The sequence below is a fragment of the Tibeticola sp. genome (assembly GCF_022759015.1).
GTDB lineage: Bacteria > Pseudomonadota > Gammaproteobacteria > Burkholderiales > Burkholderiaceae_C > Tibeticola > Tibeticola sediminis.
The window spans coordinates 1-21,959 of the sequence record NZ_JAEMQB010000165.1; the positions used below are offsets into that span (position 1 = coordinate 1).

The window sequence follows — 21,959 nt, forward strand, 5'->3', positions numbered from 1 at the left end:
CCTTGCTGTTGCGCAGCGTGTAGCGCGCCGCGAACGCCCATTCCTCGGCCGTTGGTGGTGGAGGCGCGGCGCGCGAAGCTGGTGTGTGCGGGGCGACGGCGACCGGGTTTTGCAGCGGCGAGCGTTCCGGCTGGGCTTGCGGCTGCGCCGGCCGGGGGGGCGGGCGGCGCTTCGGTGGGGGAGGCTCGGCTTCGCGCGCAAGCGGCGGCAGCGTCAGATGGATCACCATGCGCTCGGCGCGCGCGGGCTTGGCCGCGCCTAAGCCGTGCAGGACGGCATCGGCGAGACGCAAGGCCGCCGCGTGCAGGCCGAGGACGAGCAGAGCGGCCATGAGCCGCAGCGCAAAGGAGGGCTTCATGTCCGCGCGCCTTCAGCGCCGCGTTCGATGGGGTTAAAAAACCGCCGGGGGGCGGTTTGCATCCTGCTGGAGCGGGCGATGGGAATCGAACCCACGTCTTGAGCTTGGGAAGCTCAGGTCCTACCATTGAACGACGCCCGCGAACCTTCGCATTTTACGCTACTTGAGGATGTCGCCGACGCAGAGGTATTTGAGCTCGACGTATTCCTCGATGCCGTGGTGCGAGCCCTCGCGCCCCAGGCCCGACTGCTTCACGCCGCCGAAAGGCACATGCTCGGTGGCGAGGATGCCGACGTTGATGCCCACCATGCCGTACTCGAGCGCTTCGGCCACGCGGAAGATGCGGCCCACGTCGCGGCTGTAGAAATAGCTGGCCAAGCCGTATTCGGTGGCGTTGGCGGCGGCGATGACTTCTTCCTCGGTGTGAAAGCGAAACACCGGCGCGAAGGGGCCGAAGGTTTCCTCGCGCGCGCAGAGCATGTCGGCGCGGGCGTCGGCCACCACCGTGGGCTCGAAGAACTGGCCGCCGAGGCGCTTGCCGCCGACGAGCACGCGCGCGCCGCGGGCAATGGCGTCCTGCACATGGCGCTCGACCTTTTCCACCGCCGAGGGCTCGATCAGCGGGCCTTGGTTCACGCCTTCCTCGAAGCCGTTGCCCACTTTGGCGGTGGCGACCTTGGCGGCGAATTTTTCGACGAAGGCGTCGTAGACCGCGTCTTGCACGTAGATCCGGTTGGAACACACGCAGGTCTGGCCGGCGTTGCGGTATTTGCTGGCGAAGGCGCCTTCGACCGCGGAGTCGATGTCCGCGTCGTCGAACACGATGAAGGGCGCGTTGCCGCCGAGCTCGAGCGAGAGCTTCTTCACCGTGGGCGCGCTTTGCGCCATCAGGATGCGGCCGACTTCGGTGCTGCCGGTGAACGACAGGTGGCGCACGACGTCGCTGGCGCACAGAACCTTGCCAATCGCCACCGACTGGGCCGCGTCGGCTGTGAGCACACTGAGCACCCCGGCCGGCACGCCCGCGCGCAAGGCCAGTTCCGCCGCCGCAAGCGCGGTGAGCGGGGTTTGCTCGGCGGGTTTGATGACCACGGGGCAGCCCGCAGCCAATGCCGGGGCGACCTTGCGCGTGATCATCGCCAAGGGGAAATTCCACGGCGTGATGGCGGCGCATACGCCGATGGGCTGGCGCAGCACCAGCAGGCGCCGGTTGTTGTCGAACTGCGGCAGGGTTTCACCGTTGATGCGCTTGGCTTCTTCGGCAAACCACTCGACGAAACTGGCTCCGTAGGCCACTTCACCGCGTGATTCGGCCAAGGGTTTGCCGTTTTCGGCGGTCATGAGGCGCGCGAGGTCTTCCTGGTTGGCCATCAACAGATCGAACCAGCGGCGCAGGATGATGCTGCGTTCTTTGGCGGTCTTGGCGCGCCAGGCCGGCCAGGCGGCGTTGGCCGCGGCAATGGCCGCTTCCGCCTCGGGCACGCCGAGGTTGGCGACTTCGGCCAGCGTTTGGCCGGTGGCCGGGTCGGTGACGGCAAAGCGCCGCTCGCCCGGCACCCAGCGGCCGTCGATCAGGCCTTCGGTCTTGAGCAATGTCGGGTCTTGCAGCAGGGACAGGGGATGCGGATGGGACATGGCAGTTGGCTCAGAGGTGATGGTCAGGCAGCGGTGGAGCAATCGTAGCGCCGGCTGACGCCCATCGGCTGTCGCTTCGGTTTCTCGGTGCGGGCGGCCGCAATCGGAGCCTGGCCCTGGTCGCAACCCAGAAAGCAGGGGCCGAAACTTATAATTCAAAGCTTTGCCTGCGCCCGTTTCATCGGTCTGACTGCCCTCTCAGAGACCGCCGAACCGGGTGCTTTTGCCGATTTCCCAACCGACGCGCCGCCCCATGAGCCAGCCCCCGAACACCGTTGCCGACATACGCAAGTCCTTCCTGGACTTCTTTGCATCCAAGGGGCACACGATCGTGCCTTCGAGTCCGCTGGTGCCCGCCAATGACCCGACCTTGATGTTCACCAACTCGGGCATGGTGCAGTTCAAGGACGTGTTTCTCGGCACCGACAAGCGGCCCTATGTGCGCGCCGCTTCGGTCCAGGCCTGCCTGCGCGCGGGCGGCAAGCACAACGACCTCGAAAACGTGGGCTACACCGCGCGGCACCACACCTTCTTCGAGATGCTGGGCAACTGGTCGTTTGGCGACTATTTCAAGCGCGAGTCGCTCAAGTGGGCCTGGGAGCTGTTGACCGGGGTTTACCGGCTGCCGCCCGATCGGCTGTGGGCGACGGTATACATCGATGACGACGAGGCCTATGACATCTGGACCAAGGAGATCGGCCTGCCGCCCGAGCGGGTGGTGCGTATCGGCGACAACAAGGGCGGGAAATATCAGTCCGACAACTTCTGGATGATGGCCGACACCGGCCCCTGTGGCCCGTGTTCCGAGATCTTCTACGACCATGGCCCCGAAGTGGCAGGCGGCCCCCCGGGCAGCCCGGACGCCGACGGCGACCGCTACATCGAGATCTGGAACAACGTGTTCATGCAGTTCGACATGCAGGAGGACGGATCGGTGCGGCCGCTGCCCGCGCCCTGTGTCGATACGGGCATGGGTTTGGAGCGGCTGGCAGCGATTTTGCAGGGCGTGCACAGCAACTATGAAATCGACCTGTTCCAGCGCCTGATCGCAGCCGCGGCGCGGGAAACCGGCACGGACGCGCTGGATAGCCCCTCGCTCAAGGTGATCGCGGACCACATCCGCGCAACCGCGTTTCTCGTCGCCGACGGTGTGATTCCGAGCAACGAAGGTCGCGGCTATGTGCAGCGGCGCATCATCCGCCGTGCGATCCGCCATGGCTACAAGCTCGGCCGCAAGACGCCGTTCTTCCACAAGCTCGTGCCCGACCTGGTGGCGCTCATGGGCGAGGCCTATCCCAACCTCGCGGCCAACGCGGCGCGTGTGATGGATGTGCTCAAGACCGAGGAGGAGCGCTTCTACGAGACGCTGGCCCACGGCATGGAAATCCTCGATCACGCGCTCGCCGACGGACAGCGCGAGCTTTCGGGTGAGGTGGCGTTCAAACTGCACGACACCTACGGCTTCCCGCTCGACCTCACGCAGGACGTGTGCCGCGAGCGCGGTGTCAGCGTCGATACCGCCGGCTTCAACGCCGCGATGGAGCGGCAGAAGAACCAGGCGCGGGCCGCGGGCAAGTTCAAGATGGACCGGGTGCTCGATTACACCGGAGCGGGCAACACCTTCGTCGGCTATGACGTGCTCGAGACGCAGGCCAAGATCGTCGCGCTCTACCGCGACGGCACGCCGGTGGTCGAACTCAAGGCCGGTGAGGAGGGCGTCGTGGTGCTCGACACCACGCCGTTCTATGCCGAGTCGGGCGGTCAGGTGGGCGATTCGGGCGAGCTGGTCGCCGGCAGCGCGCGCTTTCGGGTCGACGACACGCAAAAAATCAAGGCCGATGTCTTTGGCCATCACGGCCGGGTCGCCGAGGGCGTGCTGGCGGTCGGGGACCACGTGACGGCACGGGTGGACACGCAGCGCCGTGCCGCAACCATGCGCCACCATTCCGCCACGCACCTGATGCACAAGGCGCTGCGTGAGGTGCTGGGCGCTCATGTGCAGCAAAAAGGCTCGTTGGTGACGCCGGAGCGCACGCGCTTTGACTTCGCGCATAACGCCCCCGTGACCGCGGAGCAGATCCGGCGCATCGAGGCGATCGTCAACGCGGAAATCCTGGCCAACACCGCGACGCAAGCGCGCGTGATGGACATCGAGTCGGCCCAAAAGACCGGCGCCATGATGCTTTTTGGCGAGAAATACGGTGAGACCGTGCGCGTGCTCGACATTGGTTCGAGCCGCGAGCTGTGCGGCGGCACGCATGTGCAGCGGACCGGCGACATCGGCCTCTTCAAAGTGGTGTCCGAGGGGGGTGTGGCCGCCGGTGTGCGGCGCATCGAAGCGGTCGCAGGTGAGGCGGCGCTGGCCCATGTGCAGGATCTGGAAGACACGGTGACGCAGGCGGCGGCCTTGCTCAAGAGCCCGGTGGCCGAGTTGACCGGGCGCATGACGCACACGCTCGAGCAGCTGCGCAGCCTCGAGCGCGAACTCGCGGCGCTCAAGGGCAAGCTCGCCTCGGTGCAGGGCGATGAACTGGCCGAGCGCGCGCAGGACCTTGCGGGCGTGAAGGTTCTCGCGGCGCGGCTCGACGGCGCGGACGCCAAGACCCTGCGCGAGACGCTCGACAAGCTCAAAGACAAGCTCAAGCACGCGGTGATCGTGCTCGGCGCGGCCGACGGCGCGAAGGTTCAGCTGGCCGCCGGCGTGACCAGCGACCTGACCGCCCGCGTCAAAGCCGGGGAACTGGTCAACTTCGTCGCCCAGCAGGTTGGCGGTAAGGGCGGCGGCAAACCCGATCTGGCGATGGCCGGTGGCACCGACCCGTCGCGGCTCGACGCGGCGCTGGCTTCCGTGCCCGCCTGGGTGGCCGAGCGCCTGTGATGCCGCTGTCGTTCTGCGGGCAAAGCCGCCGCGCCTGGCTGCGGCAGGGGATTTGGGGTTTGGCCGCGGCCACTGTGTCGTGGCGGGTGGCTGCGGCGCCTACGCCGGCGGATCCGCCGGGACTCGATGGTGCGCGGCTTCGGCCTTGGCCGCAGGCCCGTTCGCTGGCGCCTCTGGAACTGCCGACGCTCGAGGGCCGAACGATGACGTGGGCGGCGTTTCGGGGCCGCTTGCTGCTGTTGAACTTCTGGGCCACCTGGTGCCCACCCTGTCGCGCCGAGATGCCCACGCTGGCAGCCTTGCCGCAGGTGCTCGGGGAGGATCGGGTCGCGGTGCTGGCGGTGAATTTCCGCGAATCGGCGCGTACGGTGCGGGCCTATCTCGCGCGCAGCGGCGTCGACGTGGCGGTGGCCTTCGACAGCACGGGCGGGTTCACCCAGGCCATGGGGGTGCAGGCGTTTCCCACCACGATCCTGATCGACCGGCAAGGCCGTCCTCTGTGGACGATCGAGGGCGAAGTGGATTGGAGTCAGCCCAAGGTGTTGCGCTGGCTCGAGGCGCTCTGATTCGCCGCTGAGCGCACCGAGGCCCGGCACCGGTCTGCGCCCCTGATGGCGCTGGCACGCGGAGGGTCCAGCGCGCGGCTCGTCGGAACCTCGTGGACAATCGGGCGGCGGCGGGCGCGGGTCACCGTTCGAGGTCGTACTGAACCAGTCCGTTTCCCTCGGCGTTGCCCTGAACACGTGGCTCCGTTGCCGCCGCTGGCTTGGCCCTGCAGTGAACCTTGTGTGTTCGCTTCGGCCGTTTTTCGATATACCCGGAGTCTCTGTATGACCCTAGACCGTCGCCGTTGTTTGCGAGGCGTTGCCGCGGGCACCGTTTCGCTGCTTACCCCGCTTTGGCTGCGTGCGCAGCCGACGACCCCAGCCGCCGCTCACCGACCGCTCGTGTGGGCAGCCGATGCGCCGTGGCGCGCATGGACCTTGACCACCACGGTCGAGGTGCGCGACCCCGGCCGTGAAACCCAGGTCTGGCTGCCTCTGCCGAGCCTGTCGACGCCGTGGCAGCAGACCGTGACCCACACTTTCCAGACCCAGGGGGAGGCGCACCTGCGTGCCGATGGGCGCTATGGTGCGCAGATGCTGCATGTGCGCTTTGCGCGCGATGAGCGCCGGCCGACGGTGACGCTGACCACGACGGTCCGGACGCGTGACCGCGCCTCGCCCTGGGCCTCGCCGGTTGCGCGCACCGCACCCGTTTTGACGGCCGCCGAGCGCCGTTTTTGGCTCGCGCCGACCGAGTGGCTGCCCACGGACGGCATCGTGCGCAAGACGGCGCTGGAGGCGGTGGGCTCGGCCCGCAGTGACCGCGCGCGTGCCGAGCGGATCTACGACTGGGTGGTGCGCAACGCCTGGCGCGAACCGACGACCCGCGGTTGCGGGCCGGGCGACATCCGCACCATGCTTGAAACCGGGAACCTGGGCGGCAAGTGCGCCGACATCAACGCGTTGTTCGTCGGCCTGTGCCGCTCGGCCGGCTTGCCGGCGCGGGATGTCTACGGGGTGCGGGTGGCGCCGAGCGCGTTTGGGTACCGTCAACTGGGGGCGCCGAGCGAGCAGCTGAGCGGGGCCCAGCATTGCCGTGCCGAGGTTTGGCTCGAGGGCGCAGGCTGGTGCGCCATGGATCCGGCCGACGTGACGAAAGTCATGCGGCACGAGTTCCCGGACTGGATCCGCGACCCGCGGGACCCCCGCGTCGAGCCGGTCCGTCAGGCCCTCTTCGGCGGCTGGGAGGGCAACTGGGTGGGCTGGAACATGGCCCATGACCTCGACCTGCCGGGCGCGCGCGGCCCGCGCCTACCCTTCCTCATGTACCCGGTGGCCGAGGTCGATGGCGAGCGTCTCGACTCCTACAGCCCGAACGATTTCCGCTACCGGATCGTCGCCGCGCGGGCCTGAGCCCGCAAGGCGTTACCCCCGGGCGCGAGCCAGAGCGACGCCGAGGAGAGCTAGCGCTCTTGTTTTGAGAGCAGGATCGCAGCGTTCTAGGCCGGCGTCGGCGGGTTTTTCCCGAAAATGCCGCCTCAGTCCCCCCAATCGAGCTGTAGGCCGCTTTCGAAATGCCGCGCTTGGCCGGTGATGGGGTCGGTGAAGCGCAGACTGCGGGCGATGAGCTGCAGCGGCTCGCGGTAGTCCTCGGGTTCGTCGGGGCCGCGGCGCACCGTGGGGTAGAACTGGTCGCCGCGGATCGGCAGGCCCAAGGCGTTCATGTGTACGCGCAACTGGTGGCGCTGGCCGGTGCGGGGCTCGAGCTGGTAGCGCGCCCACTCGCCGCGCCGTTCGATGAGGCTGATGCGCGTCTCGGCGTTCGGCGGCAGGCCCTCTTCCGGGGCGGCTTCGCGCATGCGGTAGAACGCGGCCTCGTCTTCGCGCAGGTGGCTTACGCGCAGCAGCGGCCAGGGGTGGCTGGGCGCGGCGGGGGCGATCGCCTCGTAGGTCTTGTGGATGCGGTGTTCGCGAAACAGCCGCTGGTAGGCGTCGCGGTCTTGCGCGCGCACGCTCAGCAGCACAAGGCCGGCCGTTTCGCGGTCGATGCGGTGCAGTGGGCTCAAATCGGGCAGGTCGAGCGCGGCGCGCAGGCGCACGAGCAGCGTCTCGCGCACATAGCGACCGACCGGCGAGACGGGAAGAAAGTGCGGCTTGTCGGCCACCACGAGGTGCGCGTCGCGAAACACGATGCGCTCGTGGAAGGGTACCGGCGTCTCATTGGGCAGGTTGCGCCAGTAGTAGATGCGCTGGCCGCTGTGGCAGGGCGCGTCGGGCGCGAGCGGACGGCCGGTGGCGTCGACCACATCGCCGGCGGCCATGCGCTCGGCCCATTGCGCGCGCGTCAGGCGCGGCAGGCGTTCGGCGAGCAGGTCGAGCACGCATCCCCAGGGCACATGGCGCATCTGCGGCAGGGCCAGGCAGCTCGGTGCCACGCCCGCGCGCAGCGGCACGGCTGCCGGGCGGGCGGGGCGGGTCATGGGCGCAGCAAGCCCGCCACCAGGGCGGGATGCCGGGTGGCGAGCCGCTTCATGGGACAGCCGCGCGGCGGCGGAACACCAGATCCCACACGCCGTGGCCGAGCTTGAGGCCGCGGCGCTCGAACTTGGTCTCGGGGCGGTAAGCGGGGCGCTCGGCGTAGCCGGCGGCGGTGTTTTCGAGCAGCGGCTCGGCCGTGAGCACTTCGAGCATCTGCTCGGCATAGGGCTGCCAGTCGGTCGCGCAGTGCAGGTAGCCGCCGGGGATGAGCCGCTGCGCGAGTTTGGCGACCAGTGGCGGCTGGATCAGGCGGCGCTTGTGGTGGCGCTTCTTGTGCCAGGGGTCGGGAAAGAAAATGTGGATGCCCGCGAGCGTCGACGCCTCGAGCATGTGATCCACCACCTCGACCGCATCGTGTTGCAGGATGCGGATGTTGGTGAGGCCCATCTCGCCGATCCGCTTGAGGAGCGCGCCCACCCCGGGCTCGTGTACTTCGCAGCAGAGGAAGTTCTCATCGGGGCGCAGCGCGGCAATGTGGGCGGTGGCGTCACCCATGCCAAAGCCGATCTCCATCACCACCGGCGCTTCACGACCAAACGCCGCGCCGAGGTCGAGCTTGGTTTGCTGGAACGGCAGCACGAAGCGCGGGCCGAGCTCGGCCAGCGCCTTGGCCTGGCCCGTGGTCGTGCGCCCTGCGCGCGTGACGAAGCTGCGCACCCGCTGCGGGTGCGCGACATGCGGCGGCGGCCCGCCGGGCGCGGCGGTCGCTGCCGACGGGTTCGGGTCTTCGGGACGGGGCGGGGAGGACGTCATGCGGAAGGCGGAAGAAAGCGGCGGATTCTAGGGCAACGCCCCATCAGCTTCGCTGATGGTGCACGCCCGTTGCACGCTGCCACTCGCCCGTCCAGGCGGCCAGTGCGTGCGACAGCGGGGTGTGGCTGGGTTGGGGCTGCAGGCCGAGCGCGGTGGCGGCGGCGTTGAGCGCAGCGAGCGGGTCGCGCGTGTCCAGCGCCGGCGCGTGGGTTTGCTTGGAGAGCTTTTCGCCGGCGGCGTTGCGCACCAGCGGGGTGTGCAGGTAGCGCGGCGTGGGCAGGGCGAGCGCGCGTTGCAGCAAGATCTGCCGCGGCGTGTTGTCGGCCAGGTCCTCGCCGCGCACCACATGGCTCACGCCCTGCAGCGCGTCGTCGACGACCACGGCCAGCTGGTAGGCCCAGAGCCCGTCGGCGCGGCGCAGCACGAAGTCGCCGACGGTGGCCTCGACATCCTGGCTCTGCGCGCCCAGCCGCCGGTCGTGCCAGTGCACGGTGCTGCCTTCGATGCGCGGGGGCGAAGGATCGAACGGGTTGTCGCGCACTCCTGAAATAGGAGCATCCAATGCGCATTTCACGCCGGCATACCCCGGTTTTTGCTTCAAAAAATCGGTACGCAGCCGCCAGGCTCGCGCGGCCGTGCCTGCGAGGCCACTGCGGCAAGTTCCCGGGTAGGGCACTTCGGCGTGACGCGGCCAGGCGATGCCGCGCGCAGCCCAGGCGGCCTCGATCGCGCGGCGCGTGCAGGCGCAGGGATAGGCCAGACCCGCGTCGATGAGCGCATCGAGCGCGCGCTGGTAGATCGCCCCACGGCGCGACTGCCACAGCGGCGGCGCGTCGGGCTGCAGGCCGCAGTCGGCGAGCTGTTGCAGGATGACCCGGTCGGCACCGGGCACGCAGCGCGGCGTGTCCACGTCTTCGATGCGCACCAGCCACTGCCCGCCGTGCGCGCGCGCATCGAGCCAGCTGGCCAGCGCGGCCACCAGCGAGCCCGCGTGCAGCGGCCCGGTGGGGGAAGGGGCAAAGCGGCCGATGTAGCCTGCCATCGTGCGCTGATGCGCCTCTCAAAGCACCGCAAGCGCGAGGCTCAGACCCGAGATGAACGCGTCTTCGACCCGGTGGCCCAGGCACCAGTCGCCGCAGGCGCCCAGGCCGCTCTTCGCGTCCCAGAGATGCGACTGTCCCAGCGGCTGAAGGGTCTTTGCATAGCGCCAGCGGTGCACGGCGCTGTGGCCCGGCGTTGCGCGGATGCCGGTGATTTCGGCAAACGCGCGCTGCAGCTTGGCTTCGACGCGCGCGGGTTCATCCTCGAGGTGCTCGTGCGACCACGCGGCGCTGGCTTGCACGGTCCAGCGCTCGATCGGCGCGCGCTGCGGTTTGGACGATTCGCGCGCGAGCCAGGCCACGCGGTGGTGCGTGCTGCGCGCGGCATTCCACTGCGGCCCGAGCGTGCCCAGCCCCGGCTGCATCGCATTGGGGAAGGCGACCATCAGCGTCCAGCACGGCGCGAGCTTCACTTCGTGCAGGCCCAGCAGCGGCTTGGGCGCGAGCGCCGAGGCGTCGAGCAAGGCGGCCGCTTGCGGCGCGGGCAGCGCGAGCAGAACGGCGTCGTAGCCCCCGTGCACATGCACGATGCCACCGGGCGCTTCGGTATGCAGCTGCCAGCGCCGCCGGTCGATGGCGTCGCGCTCGATGCGGTCCACGCGCGTGCGGGTCAGCAGCGCCGAACCCAAGGGCTGGCCCCAAGCCCGCGGCAGCGCATTCATGCCGGGCACGGGCACGAGATGCGGCTCGCGCGGTGGCGGCGCCGCTTCGAGCACATGGCCGAGGGCGTCGAGCACCCGCACGCTGCTGGCGCTCCACGGGCGCACGAGGCCGGGCACGGTTTCGAGCGCGCGCGCGAATCGGGGGTCGCGCACGGTGAAGTACTGCGCGCCGTGGTCGAAGCCGCCGAGCGGCGTCTCGCGCGTGGCCATGCGCCCGCCCGCGCCCGGGCTCTTCTCGAACACCGTCACGCGATGGCCGGCCTGCAGCAGCGTGCGTGCGCAGGCCACGCCGGCCATGCCGGCGCCGACGATGGCGTAGTGACGGGGCGTTTGGGTGCGGCTCATGGGGGCTCCGGTGGCGTGGGCGATAGGGTTGTGCGCCACGGACTCTACACCCATGACACGGAGATGACGGACGTGCTCAGCGTTGCCCCAGCAGCGCCTGGCACGTGGCGGCGTTTTCCAGCCGGTCGAGCCACCATTGCAGGGCTGGGCCGGGCCGCTGGCGCTCAGGCGCGCGCCAGACCACCTGCAGCAGCGCGGCGCGCGCGGGCCGCTCCAGCGCGCAGGCGACCAGCGCACCGCTTTGCAGATGCGGCCGCGCCAGGGGCTCGGGCAGATAGCCCGCGCCGAGTCCGCGCAGCTGCGCCTGCAGCTTGATGGCCATGTCGGGCACGGTGAACACATCCTGCCCAGGCAGCAGGCCCAGGTGCAGCGCGCGGCGGTGCAAGGCGCTGTCGGCTACGGCCACCGCACGGTGGGCGCGCAGGTCGGCATCGGTCAGGGGCCGGCCAAGCTGCGCGAGTGGGTGGTGCGGCGCGACCGCGAACACGAACGCCAGCGTCCCCAGTGGCCGGTGCGGCAGGCCCTCGGGTAGCCCGGCTTCGAGCGTGACGCCCAGGGCGAGGTCGGCCCGGCCGCTCGTCAGTGCTTCCAGCGTGCCCGAGAGGGTGGTGTGCAGCAGCCGCAGTCGGGTGGGCGGCTGGCCCGCAAGGAAGGCCTCGCACAGGTCGAGCAGGGTGGCACGGTCGATCACGCTGTCCGCTGCGATGGTGAGCTGCGCCTCCCAGCCGGTGGCCACCCGGCGCACCCGCTGCGCGATGGCGTCGAGATCCTCGAGGATGCGCGCGCCCTCGCGCAGCAGCTCGCGCGCGGCGGCGGTGGGCACGGCCTGGCGGCGGCTGCGGTCGAACAAGAGCACGTCGAGCGCATCCTCGATGCGCCGCACGCGGTAGGTCAGTGCGCTCGGCGCCAGGCCCAGCTCACGCGCGGCCGCGGCAAAGCTGCCGCTGCGCGCCACCCGCTCGATCAGCCCAAGCGCTTCCGGGCTCAAGACATCGCGAGCGTTTTGCATGGTGCGAGCTGATTTATTCAGAAAAATTGAATGATGCCATCAAATCAACCGCCATGTTTTTGCACGAAAGGCGCCTACATTGGCGTGACTGAACGACGGAGGTGCCCGATGTTGACCATTCGCCCCGCAGCCGAGCGTGGTCACGCCGATCATGGCTGGCTGCAGTCCTGGCACAGTTTTTCGTTTGCCGACTACCACGACCCGGCGCACATGGGTTGGGGCAACTTGCGCGTGATCAACGAGGACTTCATCGCGCCGCGCGCGGGCTTTCCGATGCACGGTCACCGCGACATGGAGATCGTGACCTACCTGCTCAGCGGGCGTCTCGCGCACCAGGACAGCATGGGCCATGCCGTATTCATCGCCCCCGGCGAGGTGCAGCGCATGAGCGCAGGCCGTGGCGTGATGCACAGCGAGTTCAGCGCCAGCGACGACACCACCCATCTGCTGCAGATCTGGATCCTGCCCAATGTCCGCGGCCTCGCGCCCGAGTACGAGCAGCGCGCGTTTGCCGATGCTGAGAAGCGCGGCCGCTTGTGCGCCATCGCGACCCCGGATGGTGCCGACGGTTCGCTGCGCATGCACGCCGACGCACGGCTCTATGCCGGATTGTTTGACGGCCCGGAAACCGCCACGCTCGCGCTCGACCCGGCACGCAAGGCATACGTGCACCTGGTGCGCGGCGCGCTGCGTGTCAACGGCCAGGCCTTGCAGGGCGGTGACGCCGCGCTGCTGCACGGCGAAAGCCGCCTGAGCCTCGACGCCGGGCAAGACGCCGAGGTGCTGGTGTTCGACCTCGCGCCTTGACAGCGCGCCCGCGTTGCCCCAAGTTTTTGTTTTCCCAACCCCTCAAACCCAACAGGAGGACTTCCATGAACCCCGCAAAGATCTGCATCGTGTTTCACTCGGGCTATGGCCACACGCTGCGCATGGCGCAGGCCGTGGCCGAAGGCGCAGACGCCGAGCTCTTGCCCATCGACGCGGACGGCAACCTGCCCGAGGGCGGCTGGGAGCGGTTGGCCGCGGCCGACGCCATCATCTTCGGCAGCCCGACTTACATGGGCGGGCCGAGCTGGCAGTTCAAGAAGTTTGCCGACGCCAGCAGCAAGGTCTGGTTCACCCAGGGCTGGAAGGACAAGCTGTTTGCGGGCTTCACCAACAGCGCAACGATGAATGGCGACAAGCTCTCGACGCTGCACTATTTCTTCACGCTGGCCATGCAGCACAGCGGGTTGTGGGTGGGCACGGGCATGATGCCGAGCAACACCAAGGCCGCGCAGCGCAACGACCTCAACTACGTCGGCTCCTTCAGCGGGGCGATGGCGCAAAGCCCGTCGGATGCATCGCCCGCCGAAATGCTGCCCGGTGACTTGGAGACTGCGCGCCAGTTCGGCGCGCGCGTGGCGCAGGCGGCGCGGCGGCTCAAGAGTGCTTGAAATCCTGTCTCCCCGGCGAAAAATGACGCTCGAGTGCTCCTATTTTTGAGATCTTGATGGCGGCTGCCGGGGTGCGGCGCGGGGCCTGTGGGGGTGACGTCGGCGGCTCCCTACAATGGCCCGCATGTTCGTTCATCTGCGCCTTCATACCGAGTTTTCCGTCGTCGACGGCACCTGCCGCATCGACGACGTGGTGGCCGCCGCCGCCGCCGACGGCCAGCCGGCGCTGGCCATCACCGACCTCAACAACCTGTTTGGGGCGATCAAGTTCTACAAGGCCGCGCGGGGTAAAGGCGTCAAGCCCATCATCGGCTGCGAAGTCGTCATCGAAGGGCCGGCAGGCACACCCGAGGCGCTGGGTCGCATGCTGCTGCTGGTGCAAAACCACCAGGGTTACCTGAACCTCTGCGAGCTGCTGGCACGGGCCTGGACGCAGAACGTGCAGCGCACGCAGGCGGTGCTGCGCCTGGCGTGGCTGCGCGAGTGTTCCGAGGGGCTGATCCTGCTCTCGGGCGCGCAGGCCGGCCCGGTGGGACAGGCGTTGCTGCAGGGCGACGAGGCGCGCGCGGCCGACCTCGCACTGCAATTCGCCGCCTGGTTTCCGCACCGCTTTTATCTCGAACTCCAACGCGCCGGCCGGGCCGACGATGAAGCGCATGTGGTCGCCGCGGTGCAACTGGCCGCCCGGCTCAAGCTGCCGGTGGTCGCCACGCACCCGGTGCAGTTCCTCGAGCCTGACGACTATGAAGCGCATGAGGCGCGGGTCTGCATCGCCGAAGGCGAGATGCTCGCCAACCCGCGCCGCGTGCGGCGCTTCACGACCGAGCAGTATTTCAAGCGCCGCGCCGCGATGGAGGCCTTGTTTGCGGATCTGCCCTCGGCGCTCGCCAACAGCGTGGCGATTGCCGAGCGCTGCAGCCTCACGCTCACGCTGGGCAAGCCGCGGCTGCCGGATTTTCCGATTCCGCCGGTCAACGGGCGCACGCTGTCGATCGACGAGTATTTCCGCCATGTGAGCTACGAGGGGCTCGAAGCGCGCCTGGTGCAGCGCTTCCCGAACCCCGCCGAGCGCGAGGCCGAGCGACCCCGCTACGTGGAGCGGCTCGAGTTCGAGCTGCGCACCATCATTCAGATGGGGTTCCCGGGCTACTTCCTTATCGTCGGCGACTTCATCCAGTGGGCCAAGACGCACGGCTGCCCGGTCGGTCCGGGTCGGGGCTCGGGCGCGGGCTCACTGGTGGCCTACGCGCTGAAAATCACCGACCTCGACCCGCTGCAATACAAGCTGCTGTTCGAGCGCTTTCTCAACCCCGAGCGGGTCTCGATGCCCGACTTCGACATCGACTTCTGCCAAGCGAACCGCGACCGCGTCATCGACTACGTCAAGGACAAATACGGCCGGGACGCGGTGAGCCAGATCGCCACCTTCGGCACCATGGCCGCACGCGCCGCCATTCGCGACGTGGGCCGCGTGCTCGACCTCTCCTATGGCTTTTGCGACGGGCTCTCCAAGCTCATCCCGAACAAGCCGGGCATGAGCGTGACGCTGCAGTACCCGCCGCAGCCCAAGAAGGAAGGCGACAAGAACAACTACGCGATCGAGATGGAGCCGGTGCTCGCCGAGCGCATCGAAAAAGAAGAGGACGTACGCACGTTGATCGAGCTCGCGCAAAAGCTCGAGGGCCTCACGCGCAACGTGGGCATGCACGCGGGCGGCGTGCTCATCGCGCCGGGCAAGCTCACCGACTTCTGCCCGCTCTACCAGCAGCCCGGCAGCGACTCGGCGGTCAGCCAGTACGACAAGGACGACGTCGAGGCCGTCGGCCTGGTGAAGTTCGACTTTCTGGGGCTGGCCACGCTCACCATTCTCGAGATCGCGCGCGACCTCATCCGCCGGCGCCACCCCGGTCAGGCTGATTTCGCCTTCGAGAACGTGCCGCTCGATGACCCGGCCACCTACCGGCTGTTCCAGGAAGGACGCACCGAGGCCGTGTTCCAGTTCGAAAGCCGCGGCATGCAAGGCATGTTGCGCGATGCCAAGCCCTCGCGGCTCGAAGACCTGATTGCGCTCAACGCGCTCTACCGACCCGGCCCGATGGACCTGATCCCGACCTTCGTCGCGCGCAAGCACGGCCGCGAGCCGGTGCAATATCCGCACCCGCTGGTCGAGCCCGTGCTCGCCGAGACCTACGGCATCATGGTCTATCAGGAGCAGGTGATGCAGACCGCCCAGATCCTGGGCGGCTACTCGCTCGGCGGCGCCGACATGCTGCGCCGGGCGATGGGCAAGAAAAAGCCCGAGGAGATGGCGCAGCACCGCGAAATTTTCCGCGCCGGCGCAGCCAAAAACGGCATCAGCCAGGAAAAAGCCGACGAGGTCTTCGACCTCATGGAAAAGTTCGCCGGCTATGGCTTCAACAAGTCGCATGCCGCCGCCTACTCGCTGCTGGCCTACCACACGGCCTGGCTCAAGGTGCATTACACCGCCGAGTTCTTCTGCGCCAACATGACGGTGGAGATGGACGACACCGACAAGCTCAAGGTCTTGCTCGGTGACGCGCAAAGCTTTGGCCTGCGTTTCGAGCCGCCCGACGTCAACCTCGGCAGCTACCGCTTCGAGCCCGTCTCCGACACCGTCATCCGCTACGGCCTCGGCGCCGTCAAGGGCACGGGTCAGCAAGCCATCGAGGCCATCGTCGCCGCGCGCGAAGGCCGCGGCAGCGGCTACTACGGCAGCGAAGCCGGCCCCTTCAAGAGCCTGTTCGACTTCTGCCGCCGCGTCGACCGCACGCGCGTGAACAAGCGCACCGTCGAAGCGCTCATCAAGGCTGGCGCCTTCGACGGCCTGCAGCGCAACCGCGCCGCACTGGTGGCCAGCATAGACCGCGCCTTCGACTACGCCGCCGCCTGCGAGGCCCATGCCAACCAGGGCGGGCTGTTCGACATGCTCGAGGGTGACAGCCACGGCGCCAGCACGCAGGAACCCGAACTCGTCGAAGCCATCCCCTGGGACTTGCGCGCGCAGCTCGCCGCCGAAAAGACCGCCGTGGGTTTTTACCTCTCGGGCCACCTGTTCGACGCCGTCGAACGTGAAGTGCGCCGCTTCGTGCGCCGCAGCATCGCCGAAGCCTGCGCCGCCCGCGAAGCCGTGCGCGACCCCCGCAACGGGGGTGACGCCGTCCTGCTCGCGGGCATCGTCAGCGATTTGCGTGTGATTCAAGGCCAGCGCGGCCGGCTGGCGCTGTTCAAGCTCGACGACAAAAGCGCGGTCATCGACGCACGCGCCGATGACGCCTTGTTGCAGGCCCAGCGCAACCTCCTGCGCGACGACGAGTTCGTCGTCGCCAGCGGCCGGCTGCAGCCCGACCGCTTCTCGGGCGGTTGGCAGTTGTCGGTTCAGCAGCTCTGGAGCTTGGCCGAGGCGCGTTGCCGCTTCGGCCGCTATCTGCGGGTGCTTGTGGGCGACCCACCTCCGCGCGTGGCGGAACTGCTGGCGGCCTACGGCCCGCAGGTGCAGCCGGGTGCGACCGACGATTTTTCAGCCGCAGACCCCTTGGGCGCGCCGTTCGAGACCGATGCGGACCGGGACGTCCCCATCGCTCCGCGCGGCCTGCCCGTGCGCCTGCGGGTCGAACGCCGCTGGGACGGGGCAGCGGACGCGACGGATGCCGCGGGTGCCCCTGAGGCCGATCTGGCCGGCGTGCGCTACGAGCTGGCGCTCGGGGACGCCGCGCGCATCTTCCCGAGCGACGCAGCGCTCGCCGCCTGGTCCGCCCAGGCGCTCGAAGGCCAGGCCGAGGTGGTCTACGAATAGTTTTGAAGAAAGAGTCGGCCGATGCGGGCGTGAATAAAAAGCCTGTTGCTCTCAAATCAAGAGCGATTGCACGGCCGAAGCACGTCCGGGCGGCCCCAAGGGCCTCAGTCCCTTGGCCGGAAGCTGATGATGAGGGCCGAGGGCACGCGGCCGTCGGTGTCGGCGGGCAGCCGCTCGGTTTTGTCGATGGCTTTGAGTACCGCCTCGTCCCAAGCCTTCACACCGCTCGATTTCACGAGCTTGCGCGAGAGGATGGTCCCGTCGGGCGCGGCGCGCACCTCCACCTCGGCGCTCGGGTTGCCCGGCGCGTCGTCGGTGAACACAATGTTGGGCCGGATCCGCGCGGCCACGCGACCCGCGTAGCTGCCCGAGGGGCCCGCGCTTTGGACGTCGCGCCCGGTGCTCGCGCGGCTGCCGCTGCTGCCCGCCAGGCCTTGCATCCGGCGGATGTTTTCCTGCCGCTGCGCTTCGAGCCGCTGCGCCTCTTCGCGCTGGGCCTTGGCGCGCGCGGCATCCTCGGCGGCGCGTTGGGCGGCCTTCTGGGCCTCGAGCTGTTTTTTGCGCGCCGCTTCCTCAGCGGCCTTCTGCGCAGCTTCCTGCTTGCGGCGGGCGGCGTCTTCGGCGGCCTTGCGTTTCTCGGCCAGCGCCTTTTCACGCGCCGCCTGTTCGGCGCGTGTCCGCGCGGCTTCCTTCTCGCGTGCGGCTTGCAGCGCCTTCGCTTCGGCGGCACGGCGCTTTTCCAGCGCGATCTGGGCCTCGCGGGCGGCGAGGTCGGGAGGTGGCGCCGGTGGCTTGGGCGCGGGGGCTGGGCGTTCGGGTGCGGGGGTGGGGGCCGGCGCCGGGGCAGCAGCGGGTGGGGCGGCTTGCCGTGGCACGGCGGACCAAAGTTCGGCTTCGACCGCGGGCGTGTCGCTCTCGTGGCGCCAGTTCACGCCCCAGGTCAGCGCGGCGAGCAACAGCACATGGACGAGCAGCGCGAGTAGGTAAGCGCGGCCGCGTCCGGGCTCGGGCGGCGGCATCAGTGCATCGGGTCGGGCGGCGAGGCTCGCAGACATGGTCAAATCGGGCAGGGGAGCTTCAGGGGCTTAGTTGCACCGACAGCCCCACGCGTTGCACGCCCGCGCGCTGCAGCCGGTCCATCACCTTGACCACCGTCTCATAGCGCACGTTGCGGTCGGCGCTGATGACCACCGGGCTGTTCGCATCGTCCGCCTGGGCCGCGCGCACCGCAGCCACCAGGCCGTCGGGCGTCACGGTGCGGGCGTCGGCGCCGGCCTTGTCGCCCGCGCGCACCTGCAGGCTCTCATCCTTGCCGATGAGCACCTGCACCACGCGGTCGGGCGTCTTGTTGGCCTTGCCGACGGAGGGCAGGTCGATGACGCTGGGGGCGATCAGCGGCGCCGTGACCATGAAGATGATGAGCAGCACCAGCATCACGTCGATGAAGGGCACCATGTTGATCTCGCTGATGGTGCGGCGGCCACGGCCGCGCGGGGCGACGGAGGGCATGGGCTCGATCCTCGCGGGTCAGTGGACGGACGCAGCCGGCGCGCTCGCGCCCAGGCTGCGCTGCAGGATGTTCGAAAACTCTTCGATGAAGGTTTCCAGCCCGTTGGCCACGCGGTCGATGTCGTGCGCGAAGCGGTTGTAGGCCACCACCGCCGGAATCGCGGCGAACAGGCCGATCGCGGTGGCCACCAGCGCCTCGGCAATGCCCGGCGCCACGGTGGCCAGCGTCACCTGCTGCAGCGCGGCGAGCCCCGTGAACGCGTGCATGATGCCCCAGACCGTGCCGAACAAGCCCACGTAGGGCGAAACCGAGCCCACCGACGCCAGGAAGGCCAGGTTGGCCTCGATCGCATCCATCTCGCGCTGGTAACTCGCGCGCATGGCGCGGCGCGCGCCGTCGAGCAAGGTACCAGGGTCGCTGATGCGGCGCTCGCGCAGCTTTTGGAACTCCCGCATGCCGCTGGCGAAGATGCGCTCCATCGGCCCGGCCGTGCGGGCGTTGCGTGTCGCCGCGGCATACAGGTCGTTGAGGCTCGCGCCCGACCAGAACTCGCGCTCGAAACTCTCGTTGAGCGCGCGCACTTTCTTGAGCGCAAAGTGCTTGCGAAAGATCGCCGCCCAACTCGCCACCGACACCGCCAACAGCAGCGCCATGACCGCCTGCACGACGACGCTCGCGTGCAGCACCAGGTTGAGGATGGAAAGGTTGCTGTTCATGCTCGAAGGGTTTCCAGGAGGGAGGCAGGAAGCCGCAGCGGTTTGAGCGTTTGGGCATCGACCCAGCCCACGCGCACCGTCGCGGCACTGCACAGCGCGGTCGCGCCGCCGGCCGCCTGCCGCAGCGCATGTTGCTCCAGCGTCAGGGAGGCACGGCCCGCCTCGATGAGCCGAACCGATACCTGTAAGCAGTCGTCGAGCCGCGCGGCCCGCTCGAAGCGCACGCGAAGATCGCTCACGACGAACTGAGCGCGCAGCGTCTCGCGCAGCGCCTGCTGGTGGATGCCGCGCGCACGCAGCCACTCGGTGCGTGCGCGCTCGAAAAACTTGAGGTAGTTCGCATAAAAGACGATGCCACCGGCGTCCGTGTCTTCCCAATAGATGCGCACCGGCCAGAAAAATTCCGTGGCCTCGCCCGACCGGCTTGGGCGCGGTTCCTCGACGCTCACCGCAGCACCCCTTCCAGCCGCTCGATGGCCGCGAGCAGCTGCTCCATCGATGCGGCGGTCGAAAAACGCACGAAGCGCGCGGTATCGGCGTCGCCAAAGTCGCGCCCGGGCGTCACGGCCACATGCGCAGCGCGCATCAGCGCAAAGCTCAGGTCCCAACTGCCTTGCACGCCCAGCCGCTGCGCCGCCGCGCTGCCGTCGGCCCAGGCATAAAACGCGCCATCGGGCATCACCGGCACCGAGAAACCCAGGCGCTTGAGCGCGGGCACGAAATAGTCGCGCCGCGCGCGAAACGCGGCTCGCCGCTGCTCGTATTCGGCCAGGCTTTCGGGCTCGAAGCACGCCAGTGCCGCGTGCTGCGCGACCGCATTGGCACAGATGAACAGGTTTTGCGCCAGCCGCTCCACCACCGGCACGAGGGCTTCGGGCAACACCAGCCAGCCGAGGCGCCAGCCGGTCATGTTGAAGTATTTCGAAAAGCTGTTGATGCTGATCACGTCCTCGCCCAAGGCCAGCGCGCTCTGGCCGAAACGCGCATCAAAACTCAGGCCAAGGTAGATCTCGTCGACCAGCGTGATGCCGCCGCGCGCGCGCACCACGTCCACGATGCGCCGCAGTTCTTCGGGGTCGATCGACGTGCCCGTCGGGTTCGAGGGCGAAGCCAGCAGCACGCCGCGCGTGGCCGGGCCCCAGTGCGCCTCGACCTGCGCCGCGCTCAGTTGAAACCGCTCGGCGGCGCCGCTGGCAATCAGCCGCGCCGTGCCTTCTGCCGCCGTCACGAAGTGTCGGTTGCAGGGGTAGCTCGGGTCGGGCATGAGGATTTCATCGCCCGCATCGACCAGCGCCAGGCAGGCGAGCTGCAGCGCCGCCGAAGCGCCCGCCGTGACCACGATGCGACGCGCCGGCACGTCGAGCCCGAAGCGCTCGGCATACCAGCCACTGATGCGCTCGCGCAGCGCATCGAGCCCCAGCGCCGGGGTGTATTGCGTGCGCCCCTCGCGAATGGCGCGCGCCGCGGCTTCCTGCACCAACGGCGGCGCGGTGAAGTCGGGTTCGCCGATGTTGAGGAAGATCATCGGCTGCGCGTGCGCCGTGGCCTCACGGGCGATTTCGCTCGCGGCCTTGGCGACTTCCATCACATAAAACGGCGCGATGCGCTCGGCGCGCCGGGCGATGCGCTGCGGGCTCATGGGGCTCGCGTTCATTCGGGCGCGCCGGGTGGCCGGCGCTGGCCGCGCGGGTCGGCAGCCACTTCGGCTGGGCGCAGCTTGGGCGCGAGGCTGCCCAGCACGCCGTTGACATACTTGTGCCCGTCGGTGCCTCCAAACGACTTGGCCAGCTCCACGCATTCGTTGATGATGACCCGCCAGGGCACGTCGGGCGCATGCAGCAGCTCCCATACGCCGATCCACATCACCGCATGCTCGATGGGCGAGAGCTCGCTGAGCTTGCGGTCGAGCACCGGCTCGATCTGCGCGTCGAGCGCGTCGGCCTCTTCGATGCAGCCGTGCAGCAGCGCGTCGTAGTGCGCCGAGTCTGCCTTGTGGAATCCCGACAGGTCGCGCGTGAAGCGGTCGATGTCGGCAGCGGGGTTGCGTCCCACCAGGTGCTGATAGAGCGCCTGCAGCGCGAACTCGCGCGCGCGGCTGCGGGCGGCCTTCGCGGACGTCTTGCGCGCGCCGGGGTGGGCGCTGCGGCCGGCATTCGCGCCGGGCTTCGGCTCGGGGCTCAGGGCGTCACTCATGCCAGCTGCTCCAGCAGTCGGGCCATCTCCACCGCCACGCGCGCGGCGTCGCGGCCCTTTTCGGTTTGCCGGGCCTCGGCCTGCGCCAGGTTTTCGGTGGTCAGGATGGCGTTGGCAATCGGGATTTGGTAGTCGAGGGCCACGCGGCTCACGCCGGCGCCGGACTCGTTGGCCACCAGCTCGAAGTGATAGGTTTCGCCGCGAATGATGCAGCCCAGCGCGATCAGCGCGTCGTAACGATCGTGCTCGGCCAGGGCTTGCAGCGCCAGCGGCACTTCGAGGGCGCCCGGCACCTGCACGAGGTCGATGTCTTCGGGGGCGACGCCCAGCGCGATGAGCTCGCTGCGGCACGCCTGCGCGAGCGCTTCGGTGATGCTGGCGTTGAATCGCGCCTGCACGATGCCGATCGTCAGACCGCGCCCATCGAGCGTGCCGCTGTCGCCTTTTTCTGCTTCAAACATAAGTCC

At 68.9% G+C, this 21,959-nt stretch carries 19 protein-coding genes, 1 tRNA gene and 1 pseudogene; 6 read left to right on the forward strand and 15 right to left on the reverse strand.

Annotation, left to right across the window (positions count from 1 at the left end; translation table 11 throughout):
* From JHC36_RS10295 to JHC36_RS10305, 3 genes and pseudogenes are all read right to left on the reverse strand, one after another.
* Positions 1 to 358 (reverse strand): annotated as a pseudogene (locus tag JHC36_RS10295) (hypothetical protein); the annotation flags it as partial.
* Positions 359 to 425: 67 nt separating this feature from the next.
* Positions 426 to 499 (reverse strand) — tRNA-Gly (locus JHC36_RS10300).
* Positions 500 to 517: 18 nt separating this feature from the next.
* A complete protein-coding gene (locus tag JHC36_RS10305) occupies positions 518 to 1,993 on the reverse strand; it encodes an NAD-dependent succinate-semialdehyde dehydrogenase (protein WP_287918764.1) in 1,476 nt (491 codons plus the stop codon).
* A 253-nt stretch (positions 1,994 to 2,246) separates the two neighbouring features.
* On the opposite strand from JHC36_RS10305, the gene alaS reads away from it, so the two are divergent.
* From alaS to JHC36_RS10320, 3 genes are all read left to right on the forward strand, one after another.
* The gene (gene alaS, locus JHC36_RS10310) at positions 2,247 to 4,871 is read left to right on the forward strand and encodes an alanine--tRNA ligase (protein ID WP_287918766.1); all 2,625 of its coding nucleotides are present in this window, start codon (positions 2,247 to 2,249) and stop codon (positions 4,869 to 4,871) included.
* Positions 4,871 to 5,437 (forward strand): TlpA family protein disulfide reductase, encoded by a 567-nt coding sequence (locus JHC36_RS10315; RefSeq protein WP_287918768.1) that lies wholly within the window; start codon positions 4,871 to 4,873, stop codon positions 5,435 to 5,437. The genes alaS and JHC36_RS10315 overlap by 1 nt, the downstream gene beginning before the upstream one ends.
* A gap of 381 nt (positions 5,438 to 5,818) precedes the next feature.
* On the forward strand, positions 5,819 to 6,829 hold the full coding sequence (locus JHC36_RS10320; protein ID WP_287918770.1) for a transglutaminase-like domain-containing protein: 1,011 nt from the start codon (positions 5,819 to 5,821) through the stop codon (positions 6,827 to 6,829).
* Positions 6,830 to 6,954: 125 nt separating this feature from the next.
* Here JHC36_RS10320 and JHC36_RS10325 read toward each other — a convergent pair whose 3' ends face one another.
* From JHC36_RS10325 to JHC36_RS10345, 5 genes are all read right to left on the reverse strand, one after another.
* On the reverse strand, positions 6,955 to 7,896 hold the full coding sequence (locus JHC36_RS10325; protein WP_287918772.1) for a pseudouridine synthase: 942 nt from the start codon (positions 7,894 to 7,896) through the stop codon (positions 6,955 to 6,957).
* A 49-nt stretch (positions 7,897 to 7,945) separates the two neighbouring features.
* A complete protein-coding gene (gene trmB / locus JHC36_RS10330; RefSeq protein ID WP_287918774.1) occupies positions 7,946 to 8,707 on the reverse strand; it encodes a tRNA (guanosine(46)-N7)-methyltransferase TrmB in 762 nt (253 codons plus the stop codon).
* 43 nt (positions 8,708 to 8,750) lie between these two features.
* Positions 8,751 to 9,749, reverse strand: coding sequence for a tRNA glutamyl-Q(34) synthetase GluQRS (gene gluQRS / locus JHC36_RS10335; protein WP_287918776.1), 999 nt, complete (start codon positions 9,747 to 9,749; stop codon positions 8,751 to 8,753).
* A gap of 18 nt (positions 9,750 to 9,767) precedes the next feature.
* Complete coding sequence (locus JHC36_RS10340; protein ID WP_287918778.1) at positions 9,768 to 10,814, reverse strand: NAD(P)/FAD-dependent oxidoreductase; 1,047 nt, start codon at positions 10,812 to 10,814, stop codon at positions 9,768 to 9,770.
* Between the two features lie 76 nt (positions 10,815 to 10,890).
* Positions 10,891 to 11,823, reverse strand: coding sequence for a LysR family transcriptional regulator (locus tag JHC36_RS10345; protein WP_287918780.1), 933 nt, complete (start codon positions 11,821 to 11,823; stop codon positions 10,891 to 10,893).
* A gap of 108 nt (positions 11,824 to 11,931) precedes the next feature.
* On the opposite strand from JHC36_RS10345, the gene JHC36_RS10350 reads away from it, so the two are divergent.
* The 3 genes from JHC36_RS10350 (at position 11,932) to dnaE (ending at position 17,073) form a co-directional block, all read left to right on the forward strand.
* On the forward strand, positions 11,932 to 12,630 hold the full coding sequence (locus JHC36_RS10350; protein WP_287918782.1) for a pirin family protein: 699 nt from the start codon (positions 11,932 to 11,934) through the stop codon (positions 12,628 to 12,630).
* Positions 12,631 to 12,695: 65 nt separating this feature from the next.
* Positions 12,696 to 13,259 carry a flavodoxin family protein gene (locus JHC36_RS10355; protein ID WP_287918784.1) on the forward strand — a complete coding sequence of 188 codons (564 nt, stop codon included), beginning with the start codon at positions 12,696 to 12,698 and terminating at the stop codon, positions 13,257 to 13,259.
* Between the two features lie 124 nt (positions 13,260 to 13,383).
* A complete protein-coding gene (gene dnaE, locus JHC36_RS10360; RefSeq protein WP_287918786.1) occupies positions 13,384 to 17,073 on the forward strand; it encodes a DNA polymerase III subunit alpha in 3,690 nt (1,229 codons plus the stop codon).
* Positions 17,074 to 17,177: 104 nt separating this feature from the next.
* Here dnaE and tolA read toward each other — a convergent pair whose 3' ends face one another.
* Genes tolA through ribH form a run of 7 tightly spaced genes read right to left on the reverse strand, consistent with a single transcriptional unit; the run spans position 17,178 to position 21,953 of the window.
* A complete protein-coding gene (gene tolA / locus JHC36_RS10365; protein WP_287918788.1) occupies positions 17,178 to 18,128 on the reverse strand; it encodes a cell envelope integrity protein TolA in 951 nt (316 codons plus the stop codon).
* Positions 18,129 to 18,150: 22 nt separating this feature from the next.
* Complete coding sequence (locus tag JHC36_RS10370) at positions 18,151 to 18,582, reverse strand: ExbD/TolR family protein (protein WP_124223369.1); 432 nt, start codon at positions 18,580 to 18,582, stop codon at positions 18,151 to 18,153.
* Between the two features lie 18 nt (positions 18,583 to 18,600).
* Positions 18,601 to 19,299 carry a protein TolQ gene (tolQ, locus tag JHC36_RS10375; protein ID WP_124223370.1) on the reverse strand — a complete coding sequence of 233 codons (699 nt, stop codon included), beginning with the start codon at positions 19,297 to 19,299 and terminating at the stop codon, positions 18,601 to 18,603.
* Positions 19,296 to 19,748 (reverse strand): tol-pal system-associated acyl-CoA thioesterase, encoded by a 453-nt coding sequence (gene ybgC, locus JHC36_RS10380; protein WP_287918789.1) that lies wholly within the window; start codon positions 19,746 to 19,748, stop codon positions 19,296 to 19,298. The genes tolQ and ybgC overlap by 4 nt, the downstream gene beginning before the upstream one ends.
* The gene (locus JHC36_RS10385; RefSeq protein ID WP_503007039.1) at positions 19,745 to 20,953 is read right to left on the reverse strand and encodes a pyridoxal phosphate-dependent aminotransferase; all 1,209 of its coding nucleotides are present in this window, start codon (positions 20,951 to 20,953) and stop codon (positions 19,745 to 19,747) included. Before JHC36_RS10385 ends, ybgC begins: the two co-directional genes overlap by 4 nt.
* Positions 20,950 to 21,492: a transcription antitermination factor NusB gene (gene nusB / locus JHC36_RS10390; protein WP_287918791.1), complete on the reverse strand. Its 543-nt coding sequence runs from the start codon at positions 21,490 to 21,492 to the stop codon at positions 20,950 to 20,952. The genes JHC36_RS10385 and nusB overlap by 4 nt, the downstream gene beginning before the upstream one ends.
* On the reverse strand, positions 21,489 to 21,953 hold the full coding sequence (gene ribH / locus JHC36_RS10395) for a 6,7-dimethyl-8-ribityllumazine synthase (RefSeq protein WP_287918793.1): 465 nt from the start codon (positions 21,951 to 21,953) through the stop codon (positions 21,489 to 21,491). The genes nusB and ribH overlap by 4 nt, the downstream gene beginning before the upstream one ends.
* Positions 21,954 to 21,959 lie beyond the last annotated feature (6 nt).